At 37.8% G+C, this 15,836-nt stretch carries 12 protein-coding genes; all 12 read left to right on the plus strand.

The genetic code is table 11. The features are described 5' to 3' along the window. Nucleotides 1–59: 59 nt before the first annotated feature. The 12 genes from pyrH to infB all read left to right on the plus strand — a co-directional run bounded on the left by pyrH (nt 60) and on the right by infB (nt 15,833). The gene (gene pyrH / locus IGJ76_RS04905; RefSeq protein ID WP_067484211.1) at nt 60–782 is read left to right on the plus strand and encodes a UMP kinase; all 723 of its coding nucleotides are present in this window, start codon (nt 60–62) and stop codon (nt 780–782) included. Nucleotides 783–784: 2 nt separating this feature from the next. Next, entirely contained in the window at nt 785–1,342 is a 558-nt protein-coding gene (gene frr, locus IGJ76_RS04910) for a ribosome recycling factor (protein ID WP_067484213.1), read from the plus strand. 191 nt (nt 1,343–1,533) lie between these two features. After that, nucleotides 1,534–2,346: an isoprenyl transferase gene (locus tag IGJ76_RS04915; protein WP_071868517.1), complete on the plus strand. Its 813-nt coding sequence runs from the start codon at nt 1,534–1,536 to the stop codon at nt 2,344–2,346. After that, nucleotides 2,343–3,143 (plus strand): phosphatidate cytidylyltransferase, encoded by an 801-nt coding sequence (locus IGJ76_RS04920; RefSeq protein ID WP_067484217.1) that lies wholly within the window; start codon nt 2,343–2,345, stop codon nt 3,141–3,143. Before IGJ76_RS04915 ends, IGJ76_RS04920 begins: the two co-directional genes overlap by 4 nt. Nucleotides 3,144–3,430: 287 nt before the next feature. Beyond that, the gene (rseP, locus tag IGJ76_RS04925; protein WP_071868516.1) at nt 3,431–4,699 is read left to right on the plus strand and encodes an RIP metalloprotease RseP; all 1,269 of its coding nucleotides are present in this window, start codon (nt 3,431–3,433) and stop codon (nt 4,697–4,699) included. 66 nt (nt 4,700–4,765) lie between these two features. After that, nucleotides 4,766–6,475 (plus strand): proline--tRNA ligase, encoded by a 1,710-nt coding sequence (locus IGJ76_RS04930; RefSeq protein ID WP_430596768.1) that lies wholly within the window; start codon nt 4,766–4,768, stop codon nt 6,473–6,475. A gap of 141 nt (nt 6,476–6,616) precedes the next feature. Next, on the plus strand, nt 6,617–10,969 hold the full coding sequence (locus IGJ76_RS04935; RefSeq protein WP_270492481.1) for a PolC-type DNA polymerase III: 4,353 nt from the start codon (nt 6,617–6,619) through the stop codon (nt 10,967–10,969). 292 nt (nt 10,970–11,261) lie between these two features. Continuing rightward, complete coding sequence (rimP, locus tag IGJ76_RS04940) at nt 11,262–11,735, plus strand: ribosome maturation factor RimP (protein ID WP_067484222.1); 474 nt, start codon at nt 11,262–11,264, stop codon at nt 11,733–11,735. A 21-nt stretch (nt 11,736–11,756) separates the two neighbouring features. Further along, nucleotides 11,757–12,953: a transcription termination factor NusA gene (gene nusA / locus IGJ76_RS04945; RefSeq protein ID WP_075491098.1), complete on the plus strand. Its 1,197-nt coding sequence runs from the start codon at nt 11,757–11,759 to the stop codon at nt 12,951–12,953. 19 nt (nt 12,954–12,972) lie between these two features. Beyond that, entirely contained in the window at nt 12,973–13,266 is a 294-nt protein-coding gene (rnpM, locus tag IGJ76_RS04950; protein ID WP_067484224.1) for an RNase P modulator RnpM, read from the plus strand. Continuing rightward, nucleotides 13,263–13,574, plus strand: coding sequence for a YlxQ-related RNA-binding protein (locus IGJ76_RS04955; protein ID WP_067484225.1), 312 nt, complete (start codon nt 13,263–13,265; stop codon nt 13,572–13,574). Before rnpM ends, IGJ76_RS04955 begins: the two co-directional genes overlap by 4 nt. A 12-nt stretch (nt 13,575–13,586) precedes the next feature. Continuing rightward, nucleotides 13,587–15,833: a translation initiation factor IF-2 gene (infB, locus tag IGJ76_RS04960; protein WP_071868513.1), complete on the plus strand. Its 2,247-nt coding sequence runs from the start codon at nt 13,587–13,589 to the stop codon at nt 15,831–15,833. Nucleotides 15,834–15,836: the final 3 nt, after the last annotated feature.

Here is a 15,836-nt window from a genome sequence, read left to right on the forward strand (position 1 = left end):
TAATGGCTAAATCAACTAATTATGGTAAAATGGCAATAGAAAACATTGGAGGAATGAACATGGTCACACCAAAATATCAACGTGTAGTCTTAAAATTAAGTGGTGAAGCTTTAGCTGGAGATGAAGGATTTGGGATTAAACCTCCAGTCATTAAAGAAATTATTCAAGAAATCAAAGAAGTCCACGAGTTAGGCGTTGAAATGGCAATCGTTGTAGGAGGCGGAAACATCTGGCGCGGACAAACGGGTGCTCAAATGGGTATGGAACGTGCACAAGCTGATTACATGGGCATGTTAGCGACTGTTATGAACGCTTTAGCCTTACAAGATACATTAGAAAACGTTGGTGTACCGACACGTGTACAAACTTCGATCGAAATGCGTCAAATCGCAGAACCATACATTCGTCGTAAAGCAGAACGTCATTTAGAAAAAGGCAGAATTGTTATTTTTGCTGGTGGTACAGGTAATCCTTACTTCTCAACAGACACAACAGCAGCGTTGCGCGCAGCTGAAATTGGTGCTGATGTTATTTTAATGGCTAAAAACAATGTAGACGGTGTTTATTCTGCAGATCCAAAAATTGATGCAAATGCAGTTAAGTTTGAAGAACTAACTCACTTGGAAGTTATTGCTAAAGGATTGCAAGTAATGGATTCAACTGCAAGCTCATTAAGTATGGATAATGATATCCCATTAGTTGTCTTCAATCTAAATGAACATGGAAATATTCGCCGAGCAATTTTAGGTGAAAATATTGGAACTACCGTAAGGGGGAAATAAAAATGGCAGATGCAATTATGGCAGAAGCAAAAGAGAGAATGGAAAAAGCAGCGCAAAGTTTACAACGTGAACTTGGACAAATCCGTGCTGGGCGCGCGAATGCAAGTTTATTAGACCGAATCACAGTTAATTACTATGGTGCACCAACACCATTGAACCAAATGGCATCAATCCAAATTCCAGAAGCACGTGTATTGATGATCACGCCTTTTGATAAAAGTATTCTTCAAGATGTGGAGAAGGCAATCATGGCAAGTGATATCGGTATCAGCCCAACGAATGATGGAAATGTTATCCGTTTAGTTATTCCACAATTAACGGAAGAACGTCGTAAAGAATTAGCGAAAGATGTAAAAAAAGAGTCTGAAAATGCAAAAATCGCTATTCGTAATATTCGTCGTGATGCAATGGATGCATACAAAAAACAACAAAAAAATGGTGACATTACGGAAGATGACTTGCGCGGACTAGAAAAAGATGTTCAAGCTTTGACTGATGACAGCATTAAAGAACTAGATAAAATCGCTGGCGAAAAAGAAAAAGAATTATTAGAAGTTTAATCTTCCTAGCTTTTTCAAAAGGAGTAGCAAAATCAGTACTGATTTTGCTACTCCTTTTTTGGTGGAAACTTAAAAATTTTCAAAAAAACAAACAAATTTTTTGGAAAAAATCATGATTTCATAGGAAATACAAAGAGATATTGCTATAATGTGTAAGATAGTGGGAATTTTTAAGCATAGGAGGAAAAAGAATGTTACGTTTTTTTCCGCAAAAAAACAAGTATATTCAAGAAAAAAGTGAGTTTCAATTTAACTCCGAGGGAAAGATTCCTCAACACGTTGCCATCATTATGGATGGCAACGGTCGTTGGGCACAAAATCGCCGATTACCTCGAGTTGCAGGACACAAAGAAGGCATGGAAACTGTAAAAAAAGTAACAAAAGTAGCATCAGGTTTAGGTGTGAAAGTATTGACTCTTTATGCGTTTTCGACTGAAAACTGGAAACGACCAAAAGATGAGGTCAACTTTTTGATGCAGTTGCCTGTTGATTTTTTCGACACATTCGTACCAGAACTTATCAAGGAGAATGTAAAAGTTCACGTAATGGGTTACGAAAACGTACTACCAAGTCACACGCAAGATGCTGTCCGCCGAGCAATTGAACAGACAAAAGAAAACACTGGAATGGTGTTGAATTTTGCGTTGAATTATGGAAGCCGAGCGGAAATCGTGACGGCAGTAAAAGAGATTGCGGCTGAAATCAGTAATCAAGAATTAGCTGTTGAAGCAATTGACGAAGAAAAAATTGCTGATCACTTGATGACAGGTTTCTTGCCGAATGAACTTCGTGATCCTGAACTAGTTATTCGGACGAGCGGGGAAGAAAGAATCAGTAATTTCTTGTTATGGCAAATTGCTTATAGTGAGCTTTATTTTACAAAAGCATTATGGCCAGATTTTGATGGCAATCATTTGAAGGAAGCAATTGCTTCTTATCAAAATCGTGACCGTCGCTTTGGCGGTGTTAAAAAATTGGATAAAAATGAGGAGGATCAATCATGAGACAACGAGTGATCACAGCTGTCGTAGCTTTAATCTTGTTCATTCCAATCATTTGGGTTGGTGGCATGGCTGTTGAGTTGTTAGGGGCGTTACTAGCGGTTGTAGGTGTCTACGAACTGTTTCGCATGAAAGGATTAACGCTATTAAGTTTTGAGGGAATCTTATCAGCAATAGGTGCAGTTTTTCTGGTGTTGCCAAAAGAACGTTGGTTTTTCTTTTTACCAGAAAATACAAATACATTTACGCTTTTTTATTTTGTTGTAATGATTTTATTGGGAACAAGTGTTGTATCAAAAAATACGTATACCATTGATGAAGCTGGATTTCCAGTTGTCGTAAGTTTGTATGTGGGTATGGGATTCCAGAATTTCGTGAATGCGCGAACGGAAGGCTTAGTTGTGTTATTATTTGGGCTATTCATTGTCTGGGCAACAGATATCGGTGCCTATATGTTTGGTCGTCGCTTTGGTCAACATAAACTGATCCCAGCAATTTCACCAAATAAAACAATTGAAGGAGCTTTGGGTGGTATCGCAAGTGCAATCGTTGTGGCATTGATTTATCTCTTGTTATTCCCAGGTAAGGAATACTTCAATTATGGAACACTAGTAATGTTGTTGTTAACAATTGTCTTCTCAATTGTTGGACAATTTGGTGATTTAGTTGAATCAGCAATCAAACGTCATTACGATGTAAAAGATTCTGGAAATATTTTACCAGGTCACGGTGGAATTTTAGACCGTTTCGATAGTCTATTATTTGTATTTCCTATCATGCAATTATTTGGTGTGATTTAAAAAGTTTGTGAGAAGAAGTACTCAGCTTCAATAAATAAACTGTCGGAAATTCTTTTCTAAATTTTTGAGAAATTTAGACTTATTTAAAGTAGAAAGCCAAAATCACTTTTGGATGGATCAAAAATTTTTGTTTTGAAATGATGAAAAGAGTAGTGGGTGTTGCCACTGCTCTTTTTTGTTTTCCTAAAGGTAGCTATTGGTGTCTGTGTCAGACTGTGGTAAAATTATGTTGTTTATCTTCACAAAAATTAGAAAAATGCTAGAAAAAAATAAAGGAGAAGCAAACTATGAAAACGATTCTAACTTTTATCATCGTTTTTGGTATTTTGGTTATTGTCCACGAATTTGGTCATTTCTTCTTTGCGAAACGATCAGGAATCCTAGTCCGAGAATTTGCAATTGGTATGGGTCCAAAAATTTATGGACATCAAGCTAAAGATGGAACGACATATACACTTCGGTTATTACCGATTGGTGGTTATGTAAGAATGGCAGGAAACGGCGATGATGAGACAGAGATGGCCCCAGGAATGCCACTATCGCTTTCACTCAATTCTGATGGTATCGTAGAGAAAATCAACTTAAGTAAAAAAGTTCAACTAACGAATGGAATTCCAGTGGAACTTGTTCGTTACGATCTAGAGGACGAGCTGACAATTACAGCTTTTGTTAACGGCGATGATACGGAGGCTGTGACTTACCCAGTAGATCATGATGCCACAATTATTGAGGCAGATGGAACAGAAATTCGAATTGCACCAAGAGATGTTCAGTTTCAATCAGCAAAATTATGGCAACGTATGTTAACTAACTTTGCTGGACCGATGAATAACTTTATTTTAGCGATTTTTTTGTTCATTGTGCTTGCATTCATGCAAGGAGGCATTCAGGTAACAAATACGAATCAAATTGGTGCAGTACTTCCTGATGGTGCAGCCGAGGTAGCTGGCTTAAAGGAAAATGACCATATCCTAAGTATTAATGATAAAAAAATCACGTCGTGGACTGATTTAACAAGTCAAATTACTGCAAACCCTGGAAAAACATTGAATTTTGAAGTTCAACGTGACGGAAAAGTTCAAGACATTGAAGTGACACCTAAATCAGTAGAATCAAATGGGCAAAAAGTTGGACAGCTTGGTATACAAGCACCGATGAAAACTGGTTTTATTGATAAAATCGTTGGTGGAACGAAACAAGCTTTCAGTAGTTCATTAGAAATCTTCAAAGCGCTGGGATCACTATTTACAGGATTTAGTTTGAATAAACTAGGCGGTCCAGTGATGATGTTCCAATTATCTTCTGAAGCAGCTAGTCAAGGAATGATGACTGTTATTGGGCTAATGGCGATGCTTTCAATGAACTTAGGGATTGTGAATCTATTGCCCATTCCAGCACTTGATGGCGGTAAGTTGGTATTAAATGTCATTGAAGGTGTACGTGGCAAACCATTGAGTCAAGAAAAAGAAGGAATCTTAACTTTGATTGGGTTTGGTTTCTTGATGCTATTGATGGTTTTAGTGACATGGAATGATATTCAACGATTCTTTTTTTAAATAGAGTTGACAAATAGGGTATAATAACAAGCGATAACTATTTTGAGGATTAAAGGAGTATATAAAATGAGACAATCAAAGATGTTGATTCCAACACTGAGGGAAGTACCAAATGATGCTGAAGTACTAAGTCATCAAATGCTATTGCGAGCTGGCTATGTTCGTCAAGTATCTGCCGGTATCTATTCTTACTTGCCATTGGCAAATCGTGTGTTAGAAAAATTGAAAACAATCATGCGTGAAGAATTTGAAAAAATTGGGGCAGTTGAAATGTTGATGCCCGCAATTCTTCCAGCAGAACTTTGGCAAGAATCTGGTCGTTATGATACTTATGGTCCAAACTTATACCGTTTGAATGACCGCAATGATCGTAAAATGATTTTGGGACCAACTCATGAAGAAACATTTACAGAATTGATTCGTAATGAAATCAATTCATACAAAAAATTGCCATTAAACTTGTATCAAATTCAATCAAAATATCGTGACGAAAAACGTCCTCGTTTTGGCTTATTACGTGGTCGGGAATTCATTATGAAAGATGCATATTCTTTCCACGCTTCAGAAGAAAGTTTAGACGAAACATATAAAGATTATGAAAAAGCTTATACTGAGATTTTCAAACGTTGTGGTTTAGATTTCCGTGCAATTATCGGAGACGGTGGCGCAATGGGCGGAAAAGACTCCAAAGAATTTATGGCAATCTCTGAAATCGGTGAAGACACGATTTGTTATTCAACAGAAAGTGACTACGCAGCTAATTTGGAAATGGCAACAAGCTACTATGTTCCTAAAAAGTCACATGAAACACAATTGGAATTAGAAAAAGTAGCAACATCTGATGTCAAAACGATTGAAGAAGTTGCAGGTTTCTTTGATGTAGAACCACAAAAAATCATCAAATCTGTTTTATTCATTGCAGATGAAGAACCTGTATTGGTATTGATTCGTGGCGATCATGAAGTCAATGACGTCAAATTGAAAAACTTCTTAGGCGCTGATTTCCTAGAAGAAGCAGCAGAAGAAGATGCACAAAAATATCTTGGTGCTGATTTTGGTTCTGTTGGTCCAGTGAACTTAGCGGACGAAGTAAAAGTTTATGCAGATCGCCATGTCCAAGATTTAGCAAATGCGATTGCTGGAGCAAATGAAACTGGCTTCCATTACATCAATGTAAATCCAGAACGCGATTTTTCTGTTCTTTCTTATGAAGATTTACGTTTTGTTCAAGAAGGTGATCCTTCACCAGATAATAATGGTGTTCTTGCATTTACAAGAGGAATTGAAATTGGGCACATTTTCAAACTAGGTACTCGTTATAGTGAATCAATGGGTGCAACTGTGTTAGACGAAAATGGCCGTGAAAAATTTGTGATTATGGGTTGTTACGGTATCGGTGTGAGCCGATTACTTTCAGCAATCGTTGAACAAAATGCAGATGAAAATGGCATCAATTGGCCTAAAGGAATCGCTCCTTATGATCTACATGTTGTTCAAATGAATTTAAAAGATGACTATCAAACAAACTTAACAAATGAAGTTGAGCAAGCAATGATGGCAGCAGGCTACGAAGTATTAGTTGACGATCGTAATGAACGTGCAGGAGTTAAGTTTGCAGATTCAGATTTGATTGGTTGCCCAATTCGAATTACGGTTGGTAAGAAAGCAGTCGATGGAATCGTTGAAGTAAAAATCAAGAAGACTGGTGAAATGGTGGAAGTACGTAAAGAAGAGCTTGCGAATACTTTACCAATTCTTTTAAACCAAGGCGAATAATTCAAATAACCTCGAAATTCGAGAGAGACGAAGTCTTTCTCGAATTTTTTTAATGTAAATCAAAAGAAAAACGAGTATACTAAATAGTATTGAAAAAAATTATTTGTCTCAAAACAAATAAACTAGAAAGGGCGTATTTTTTTGTCAGAAAAACGAGATTTGTTTGCAAAACTGTTAGAACAAATTCAACTAGAAGATGAAGAAAAAAATCATCCGTTAATTTCTACTGGCGAAATGGAACGTGTTGTTGTGCACCGTAAATCACGTTTATGGGAATTTACGCTTCATTTTTCTCAAATATTGCCAATCATGCTTTATCGTTCATTCCTACAACATTTGACAATAGCATTTAATGAAATCGCACAGGTCAAATTGATAATCAAAGCAGAAGATCAAACATTTGACGAACGATTGTTACAAGATTACTGGGCACAAGCTTTAGAAAGTCAACAATGTGATACACCATTAGTCCAACAAGTCTTAAAAACACAAGTTCCAATTTTAAAAGAAAGAAAAATTGTGTTGCCAGTGGATAAAACAGGAGCCATTTCCTATTTGAAGCAACAATATTTGCCTTTGGTAGAAGAACTTTATCTTAGTTATGGCTTTCCTAAATTTCATATCGAACCTGAAGTCGATGAAGAGCAAGCGGCTCGCGTGCTGGAACTTTTTGAAGAACGTAAGCAAGAGCAAGCAGAAGCCTTCATGAAGCAAGCGGCAGAAAGTCTCCTTGTTCATGAACAAAAGAAAAAAGAAAAGAAAGAACAAGCACCTGCTCTGGAAGGACCAATTCAACTTGGGCGTAATATTCCAACAGATGACCCTGTTACACCGATGATTGACATCGTTGAAGAAGAGCGCCGCGTAATTTTGGAAGGGTATGTATTTGATAAAGAAGTTCGTGAATTACGCTCCAAACGGAAAATTTTGACGTTGAAAATCACAGACTATACCTCTTCTTTCATTGTCAAAAAGTTCTCGAATGGTGAAAAAGATGAACAAATTTTCGATGCAATTAGTAAAGGAAGCTGGCTAAAAGTTCGCGGAAGTATTCAAGAAGATACATTTGTGCGTGATTTGGTAATGAATGCGCAAGATATTGTTGAAGTTAAACATGCACCGCGTAAAGACTACGCTCCTGAAGGGGAAAAGCGGGTCGAACTACATTTACACAGTAATATGAGTACGATGGATGCGACGAATAGTATCTCTGATTTTGTTGCGCAAGCAGGTAAATGGGGACATAAAGCGATTGCTATTACAGATCACGGCGGAGCCCAATCGTTTCCTGAAGCACATAGCGCTGGGAAAAAGGCTGGAGTCAAGATTTTATATGGCGTAGAAGCAAACGTTGTCGATGACGGTGTTCCAATTGCTTATAATGATACACATGATTCTTTGAATGATGCGACCTATGTGGTTTTTGACGTGGAAACGACTGGTCTATCAGCTGTATATGATACGATTATTGAATTGGCTGCAGTCAAGATGCATAAAGGAAACGTCATTGAAAGCTTTGATGAATTTATTGATCCCGGTCATCGTTTATCAAGAACAACGGTGGACTTAACAGGTATCACAGATGAAATGGTCCGCGGCTCAAAATCTGAAGAAGAAGTTTTAAGAATGTTTCTTGAATTTTCTGAAGGCTCGATCTTAGTTGCCCACAATGCGACGTTCGATATGGGTTTCTTAAATACAAGTTATGCACGTTACGGAATTCCAGAAGCAAAAAATCCTGTTATTGACACGTTAGAATTAGCACGCTATTTATATCCTCAATTTAAACGTTTTGGGTTAGGTGTATTGACTAAAAAATTCGGTGTCAGTTTAGAACAACATCACCGCGCCATTTTTGATGCGGAGGCAACAGGTCATTTAGCCTGGATTTTTGTCAAAGAGGCAATGGAAAATCATGAGATGTATTATCACGATCAGTTAAACGATCATGTTGGTGAAGGCGACTCTTATAAACGAGCTAGACCGTTTCATGCAACTCTTTTGGCGAAGAATCAAGCTGGTCTAAAAGATTTGTTCAAGTTGATTTCAATGTCAAATATCAATTATTTTGAGCGGGTTCCCCGGATTCCTCGTTCACAGTTGAAAAAATTTAGAGAAAATCTCTTGGTTGGCTCTGCTTGTGATAAAGGTGAAATTTTTGAAGCAATGATGCAAAAAGGGGTCGAAGAAGCAGAAAATCGTGCGAAGTTTTATGATTATATCGAAGTTATGCCAAAAGCAGTCTACGCTCCTTTATTGGAACAAGAATTAGTTAAAAATGAACACGATTTAGAAGAAATCATTCGAAATCTAGTCAATATTGGTAAAAAGTTAGATAAAGTTGTCGTTGCTACGGGTGATGTCCATTATTTAAATGAAGAAGATGGCATTTATCGAAAAATCTTGATCAACTCGATGGGTGGAGCAAACCCCCTTAACCGTCATAGTTTGCCAGATGTTCATTTCAGAACAACGGATGAAATGTTAACGGCATTCAACTTTTTGGGAGCAGAACTTGCCAAAGAAATCGTTGTTGATAATACCAATAAAATTGCGGATAGCTGTGAAGAAATCGTCCCTGTTAAAGATGAATTATATACACCAAAAATTCCTGGATCAGAAGATGAAATCACCGAATTGAGTTATAATCGTGCGAAAGAACTGTACGGCGATCCTTTACCAGAAATTATTCAAAAACGTTTGGAAAAAGAATTGAACTCAATCAACGGAAATGGGTTTTCAGTTATTTATTTGATTGCTCAAAAGCTTGTGCATAAAAGTAATGAAGATGGTTACTTGGTTGGTTCCCGTGGATCTGTTGGTTCAAGTTTTGTAGCGACCATGACAGGAATCACAGAAGTTAATCCATTAGCGCCACATTATTATTGTCCTAACTGTCAGTATTCGGAATTTTTTGAAGATGGCACGTATGGTTCTGGTTTTGATATGCCAGAAAAAAAATGTCCAAAATGCGGTGCGCGCTTAAATAAAGATGGTCATGATATTCCATTTGAAACATTCCTAGGTTTCCATGGTGATAAGGTCCCCGATATTGATCTGAACTTCTCAGGTGACTATCAAGCAGAAGCACATAACTACACGAAAGTTTTATTTGGTGAGGAGTATGTCTACCGAGCTGGAACCATCGGAACAGTCGCAGACAAAACGGCATATGGATTTGTAAAAGGGTATGAACGCGACCACAATTTACAATTTCGTAGTGCTGAGGTCGATCGTTTAGCTAAGGGCGCAACTGGGGTTAAACGAACAACTGGACAGCATCCAGGGGGGATTATTGTAATCCCTGATTACATGGATGTTTATGATTTTACACCGATTCAGTATCCGGCAGATGACCAGAACTCTGAATGGAAAACAACTCACTTTGATTTCCACTCCATTCACGATAACGTATTGAAACTTGATATTCTTGGACACGATGATCCGACCGTGATTCGGATGCTGCAAGATTTATCTGGAATTGACCCACAAACAATTCCAACAGATGACCCGGAAGTTATGCGGATTTTTGCCGGCCCAGAGGTATTAGGCGTCGATAAAGATCAGATTTTTTCAAAAACGGGTACTTTAGGAATTCCTGAATTTGGAACGCGTTTTGTTCGAGGTATGCTTGAAGAAACACATCCAACAACATTTGCTGAGTTGTTACAGATTTCTGGACTATCTCATGGGACGGACGTTTGGCTAGGAAATGCAGAAGAACTGATTCGCCGTGGGGATGCAACCTTGGCTGAAGTAATTGGTTGTCGGGATGACATCATGGTTTATTTGATCCATGCTGGTTTAGATAGTGGGATGGCATTTAAAATCATGGAAACTGTTCGTAAAGGTTTATGGACGAAGATTCCTGATGATTTAAGAGAAACGTATTTGACAGCAATGAAAGAAAACAACGTGCCAGATTGGTATATTGATTCTTGTTCAAAAATCAAGTACATGTTCCCGAAAGCCCATGCGGCAGCTTACGTGTTGATGGCTTTACGGGTAGCATATTTTAAAGTTTATTTTCCAATTCTTTATTACTGTGCTTATTTTTCTGTTCGTGCTGATGACTTTAATTTAGTTGCGATGTGTAAAGGGAAAGAAGCTGTCAAAGAAGCGATGAAAGAAATCACTGATAAGGGATTAGAGGCTTCAGTGAAAGAAAAAAATCAGTTAACTGTACTTGAATTAGCAAATGAAATGCTGGAACGTGGCTATGATTTTGGAATGATTGATTTGTATAAGTCAGATGCTACAAATTTCGTGATTGATGGTGATACATTGATTGCACCATTCCGCGCAGTTCCTAGTTTGGGAGCCAACGTGGCAAATCAAATCGTAGAAGCAAGAAAAAATGGTCCATTCTTATCGAAAGAAGACTTAGCAACACGAGGAAAAGTTTCTAAAACATTGATTGAATACATGGACGACAATGGTGTATTAAAAGATTTACCAGATGAAAATCAATTATCATTGTTTGATATGTTATAGGCAATTTTTCTTAACAAGAGGCATCAACGTTTAATCGTTGGTGCCTTTATTTTTTTTACAAGAAAAATTTTTATGAAGAAATAAAAATGAATCAAAAAAGAAAAAAATTTAGCAAGCCTTTATTTTAAACGAATCGAGTTGCTGAAGAAAGCAATAAATAACCAGCAAACTTGTCATTTTATGAAATTTGTGATATAGTTTTCATTGGTAATGATACTAATTGTGAGTGAGCGGAATTTTCGCTCACTCTTTTTAATGGAATTACGTAGCCAATTTTAAGGAGGCGAAATTTTTGAGTAGCGTCGTTGAAACAGTCACAGAAATGGTGACCCCGATTTTAGATGAACAAAATTTTGAACTTGTAGAAGTAGAGTTTACAAAAGAAGGCAAAAACTGGTTTTTACGAGTATTCATTGACAAAGAAGGCGGAATTGACATCGATGAATGTGTCTATGTCAGTGAAAAATTAAGTGAGAAGCTAGATGCTGCAGACCCAGATCCGATTCCTCAAGCCTATTTCCTAGAGGTGTCATCTCCTGGAGCAGAACGTCCATTGAAAAAAGAAGCAGATTATGAAAAAGCACTAGGCGATTACGTCCATGTGTCTTTATATCAACCTGTTGATGGAGAAAAACAATACGAGGGTTTTCTTCAATCATTTGATGCTGAGCAACTAACGTTAAAAATTCGCATTAAAACACGCGAAAAGGAACTAACCATTGAACGTAAAAATATTGCGAAAGCTCGCTTAGCTATTCAATTTTAATTACGGAGAGGAATCAAAATAATGAGTAAAGAAATGTTGAACGCGTTAGATGCTTTAGAAGCTGAAAAAGGTATCTCAAAAGAAATCGTGATCGACGCTTTGGAAGCTGCTTTAGTTTCTGCTTATAAACGTCACTATGGACAAGCCCAAAATGTAGAAGTAGAGTTTGATCAGAAAAAAGGAAATATCCATGTTTATGCGGTGAAAGAAGTTACAGAAGAAGTAATGGATTCTCAGTTAGAAGTATCGTTAAAAGACGCACTTTTGATTAACCCAGCATATGAATTAGGGGATACAATCCGTTTTGAAGTTACACCTAAAGACTTTGGTCGAATTGCTGCACAAACAGCAAAACAAGTAATTTTGCAACGTGTCCGTGAAGCGGAAAGAACAATTATTTATAACGAATTCAGCGAATACGAAAAAGACATCATGCAAGGAATCGTTGAGCGCCAAGATAAACGTTATATCTATGTGAATTTAGGTAAAATCGAAGCAGTTTTGTCTAAACAAGACCAAATGCCAAACGAATTTTATCAACCACATGACCGAATCAAAGTCTACGTTTCACGTGTTGAAAACACATCAAAAGGTCCTCAAGTTTTTGTAAGCCGTAGTCATCCAGACTTATTGCGTCGCTTATTTGAACAAGAAGTACCTGAAGTTTACGATGGATTAGTTGAAATCGTAAGTATTGCTCGTGAAGCAGGAGACCGTTCCAAAGTTGCTGTTCGCTCAAATGATGCAAATATCGATGCTGTTGGAACGTGCGTAGGACCTAAAGGCCAACGTGTTCAAGCAATTGTAAACGAACTAAAAGGTGAAAACATGGATATCGTTGAATGGAACGAAGATCCAGCAATTTTTATTGCGAACGCATTGAACCCAGCTCAAGTAATGGATGTCATTTTTGACGAAACAAATGCGAAAGCTTGTACAGTAGTGGTACCTGATTATCAATTATCTTTAGCAATCGGTAAACGTGGACAAAACGCTCGCTTAGCTGCAAAATTAACAAATCATAAAATCGACATCAAATCTGAATCAGATATGGCTGAGTTTTATGAAAAACAAGCACAAAAAGAAGCAGTTTCAGAAGAAGTAGTTGAAGAGGTTCATGATGAAGCAATCGTTGAATCAGACCTAACAGCTGATGAATACGAAACAATGGCTTTTGAAGAAACTGAAACAACTGAGACAACAGATCAAGAAGCTTAATTGTAAGGAGGCAAACGAGATGAAACAAAGGAAAATTCCTTTACGCAAATCCGTGGTTTCGGGTGAAATGAAACCGAAAAAAGAAATGATTCGAGTGACCCGTTCAAAAGAAGGAGAAGTTTCAATTGATCCTACTGGAAAAATGCCTGGACGAGGAGCGTATGTCTCAATTGAGCCGGAAGAAGTGCAAAAAGCTTGGGATAAGCAAATCCTCGATCGAGTTCTCGATGTAAAACTAACAGATGAATTTTATCAAGAACTATTAGATTATGTTACGCACCAAAAAGCCCGAAAAGAGCTTTTTGGAAAATGAACACAGTAAATCGACAAAAAGTCATGAATTTACTAGGTCTTGCGATGCGTGCTGGGAAGTTAGTAACCGGTGAAGAGTTAACCATTGCAGATATTCGTCGCCAAAAGGCAAAAGTAGTGTTTGTTGCGACTGACGCTAGTGATAACACAAGAAAAAAGATCAAAGACAAAAGTTCCTATTACAAAGTTCCTTGTTTTGAGCTATTTTCAGAAGCTGAAATTACGCAAATGATTGGAAAACCACGAAAAGTCTTCGGTGTCTTAGATGCAGGGTTTGCGAAAAAAATCAAGGAGCTAATTGAAGGTTAGGAAGGTGATTACATGGGAAAAAAAAGAGTCTATGAATTAGCAAAAGAGCTCAATCAATCAAGTAAAGTGATTGTCGAAAAAGCCCAAAATTTAGGGATCGACGTAAAGAACCATATGGGAACTTTAAATCGCGAAGATGAGAATAAATTGCAGCAAGCTTTCAAAAACCCAGTTGTACAAAAGCCAAACCAGAAACCCGTCAATCAAAAGCCAAATGATAAAACTCAAGAAAACACAAAAAATGTAACACAACAAAAAAATAAAAATAACCGCAACTATCAAGATCGCGGTCAAGGGAGCGGTCAAGTGAATCAAGGACAAAATAAATCATCCAACCAAAATAACCAAAACCGTCAAGGCGGAAATCAAAATCGTAACAACAATAACAATCGCGGAAAATTCAACAATAATAACCGCAATCGTTTTAACAAAAAAGGGAAAAAAGGGAAACAACAAACGTCAAACAAACCAGCTGTGCCACCACGTAAATTCCGTGAACTACCAGAAGTTCTAGAGTATACAGAAGGCATGAACGTTGCAGATATTGCGAAAAAAATTCACCGTGAACCAGCAGAAATCATCAAAAAACTATTTATGCTAGGTGTCATGGTCAATCAAAACCAAGCACTTGATAAAGATACAATCGAGTTATTAGCAACAGATTATGGTATGGAACCACAAGAAAAAGTACAAGTGGATATTGCAGATTTAGACAAATTCTTTGAACCAGAAGAATTGAATGAAGAAAATCTAGTTTCACGTCCACCAGTTGTCACAATTATGGGACACGTTGACCATGGTAAAACAACTTTATTAGATACTTTGCGTCACTCACGTGTAACAAATGATGAAGCAGGCGGAATCACTCAGCATATCGGTGCTTACCAAATTGACATCGACGGTAAACCAATTACTTTCTTGGATACACCAGGTCACGCGGCCTTTACAAGTATGCGTGCGCGTGGGGCAAGTATCACAGATATTACAATCTTGGTTGTTGCTGCTGATGATGGTGTAATGCCACAAACGGTTGAAGCCATCAACCATGCGAAAGCTGCGAATGTTCCAATCATTGTTGCTGTAAACAAAATTGATAAACCAGGCGCAAACCCACAACACGTTATGCAAGAATTAAGTGAATACGAACTTATTCCTGAAGCGTGGGGCGGAGATACGATCTTCGTTGAAATTTCAGCGAAATTTGGTCAAAATATTGAAGAACTATTAGAAATGATTCTATTAGTTTCTGAAGTAGAAGACTTGAAAGCTGATCCAACACAACGCGCAATCGGTACAGTTATCGAAGCACGTTTAGACAAAGGTAAGGGACCAATCACTACTTTACTTGTTCAACAAGGAACATTACATGTAGGAGACCCAATCGTTGTCGGCAATACTTACGGACGTGTTCGTGTGATGGTCAGCGACTTAGGTCGACGTGAAAAAGATGCGGGTCCAGCAACACCAGTTGAAATCACTGGATTGAACGATGTACCACAAGCTGGGGATCACTTTGTTGTCTTTGAAGATGAAAAAACAGCTCGTGCAGCTGGTGAAGAACGTGCCAAACGTGCAGTTGTTGAACACCGTGCCGCTACAAGCCGTGTAACATTAGATAACTTGTTCGAAAGTCTTAAAGAAGGCGAATTGAAAGAAGTTAATGTTATTATCAAAGCTGACGTACAAGGTTCTGCAGAAGCTTTAGCTGCTTCATTGAATAAAATTGATGTCGAAGGCGTTCGCGTGAAAATCGTGCATGCTGCTGTTGGTGCAATCAATGAAAGTGACGTTACCTTAGCTGCTGCAAGTAACGCAATCATCATCGGGTTTAACGTTCGTCCTACACCACAAGCGAAGAGCCAAGCTGATTCGGAAGAAGTAGACATTCGTTTACACCGAATCATTTATAAAGCAATCGAAGAAATCGAAACAGCAATGAAAGGGATGCTTGATCCTGAATTTGAAGAAAAAATCACTGGTCAAATGATCATTCGTGAAACCTTCAAAGTTTCAAAAGTTGGAACGATTGCTGGTGCATACGTGACTGAAGGATTTATTCGTAGAGATAGTGGTGTTCGTGTCATTCGTGACGGAATCGTTATCTATGAAGGCCAATTAGCTAGCTTGAAACGTTTTAAAGATGACGTGAAAGAAGTTAAAATGGGATTTGAATGTGGCGCAATGATTGAAAAATTCAATGACATCAAAGTTGATGACATCATTGAAGGCTTCATTATGGAAGAAGTTAAAAACGACTAATAA

The organism is Enterococcus sp. DIV0175 (assembly GCF_050529075.1).
GTDB lineage: Bacteria > Bacillota > Bacilli > Lactobacillales > Enterococcaceae > Enterococcus_B > Enterococcus_B thailandicus.

Excerpts from the sequence above, each read along its gene's own strand:
- pyrH (WP_067484211.1), top strand. The coding sequence starts at position 60 with ATGGTCACACCAAAATATCAACGTGTAGTCTTAAAATTAAGTGGTGAA.
- frr (WP_067484213.1), top strand. The coding sequence starts at position 785 with ATGGCAGATGCAATTATGGCAGAAGCAAAAGAGAGAATGGAAAAAGCA.
- IGJ76_RS04915 (WP_071868517.1), top strand. The coding sequence starts at position 1,534 with ATGTTACGTTTTTTTCCGCAAAAAAACAAGTATATTCAAGAAAAAAGT.
- IGJ76_RS04920 (WP_067484217.1), top strand. The coding sequence starts at position 2,343 with ATGAGACAACGAGTGATCACAGCTGTCGTAGCTTTAATCTTGTTCATT.
- rseP (WP_071868516.1), top strand. The coding sequence starts at position 3,431 with ATGAAAACGATTCTAACTTTTATCATCGTTTTTGGTATTTTGGTTATT.
- IGJ76_RS04930 (WP_430596768.1), top strand. The coding sequence starts at position 4,766 with ATGAGACAATCAAAGATGTTGATTCCAACACTGAGGGAAGTACCAAAT.
- nusA (WP_075491098.1), top strand. The coding sequence starts at position 11,757 with ATGAGTAAAGAAATGTTGAACGCGTTAGATGCTTTAGAAGCTGAAAAA.
- rnpM (WP_067484224.1), top strand. The coding sequence starts at position 12,973 with ATGAAACAAAGGAAAATTCCTTTACGCAAATCCGTGGTTTCGGGTGAA.
- IGJ76_RS04955 (WP_067484225.1), top strand. The coding sequence starts at position 13,263 with ATGAACACAGTAAATCGACAAAAAGTCATGAATTTACTAGGTCTTGCG.
- infB (WP_071868513.1), top strand. The coding sequence starts at position 13,587 with ATGGGAAAAAAAAGAGTCTATGAATTAGCAAAAGAGCTCAATCAATCA.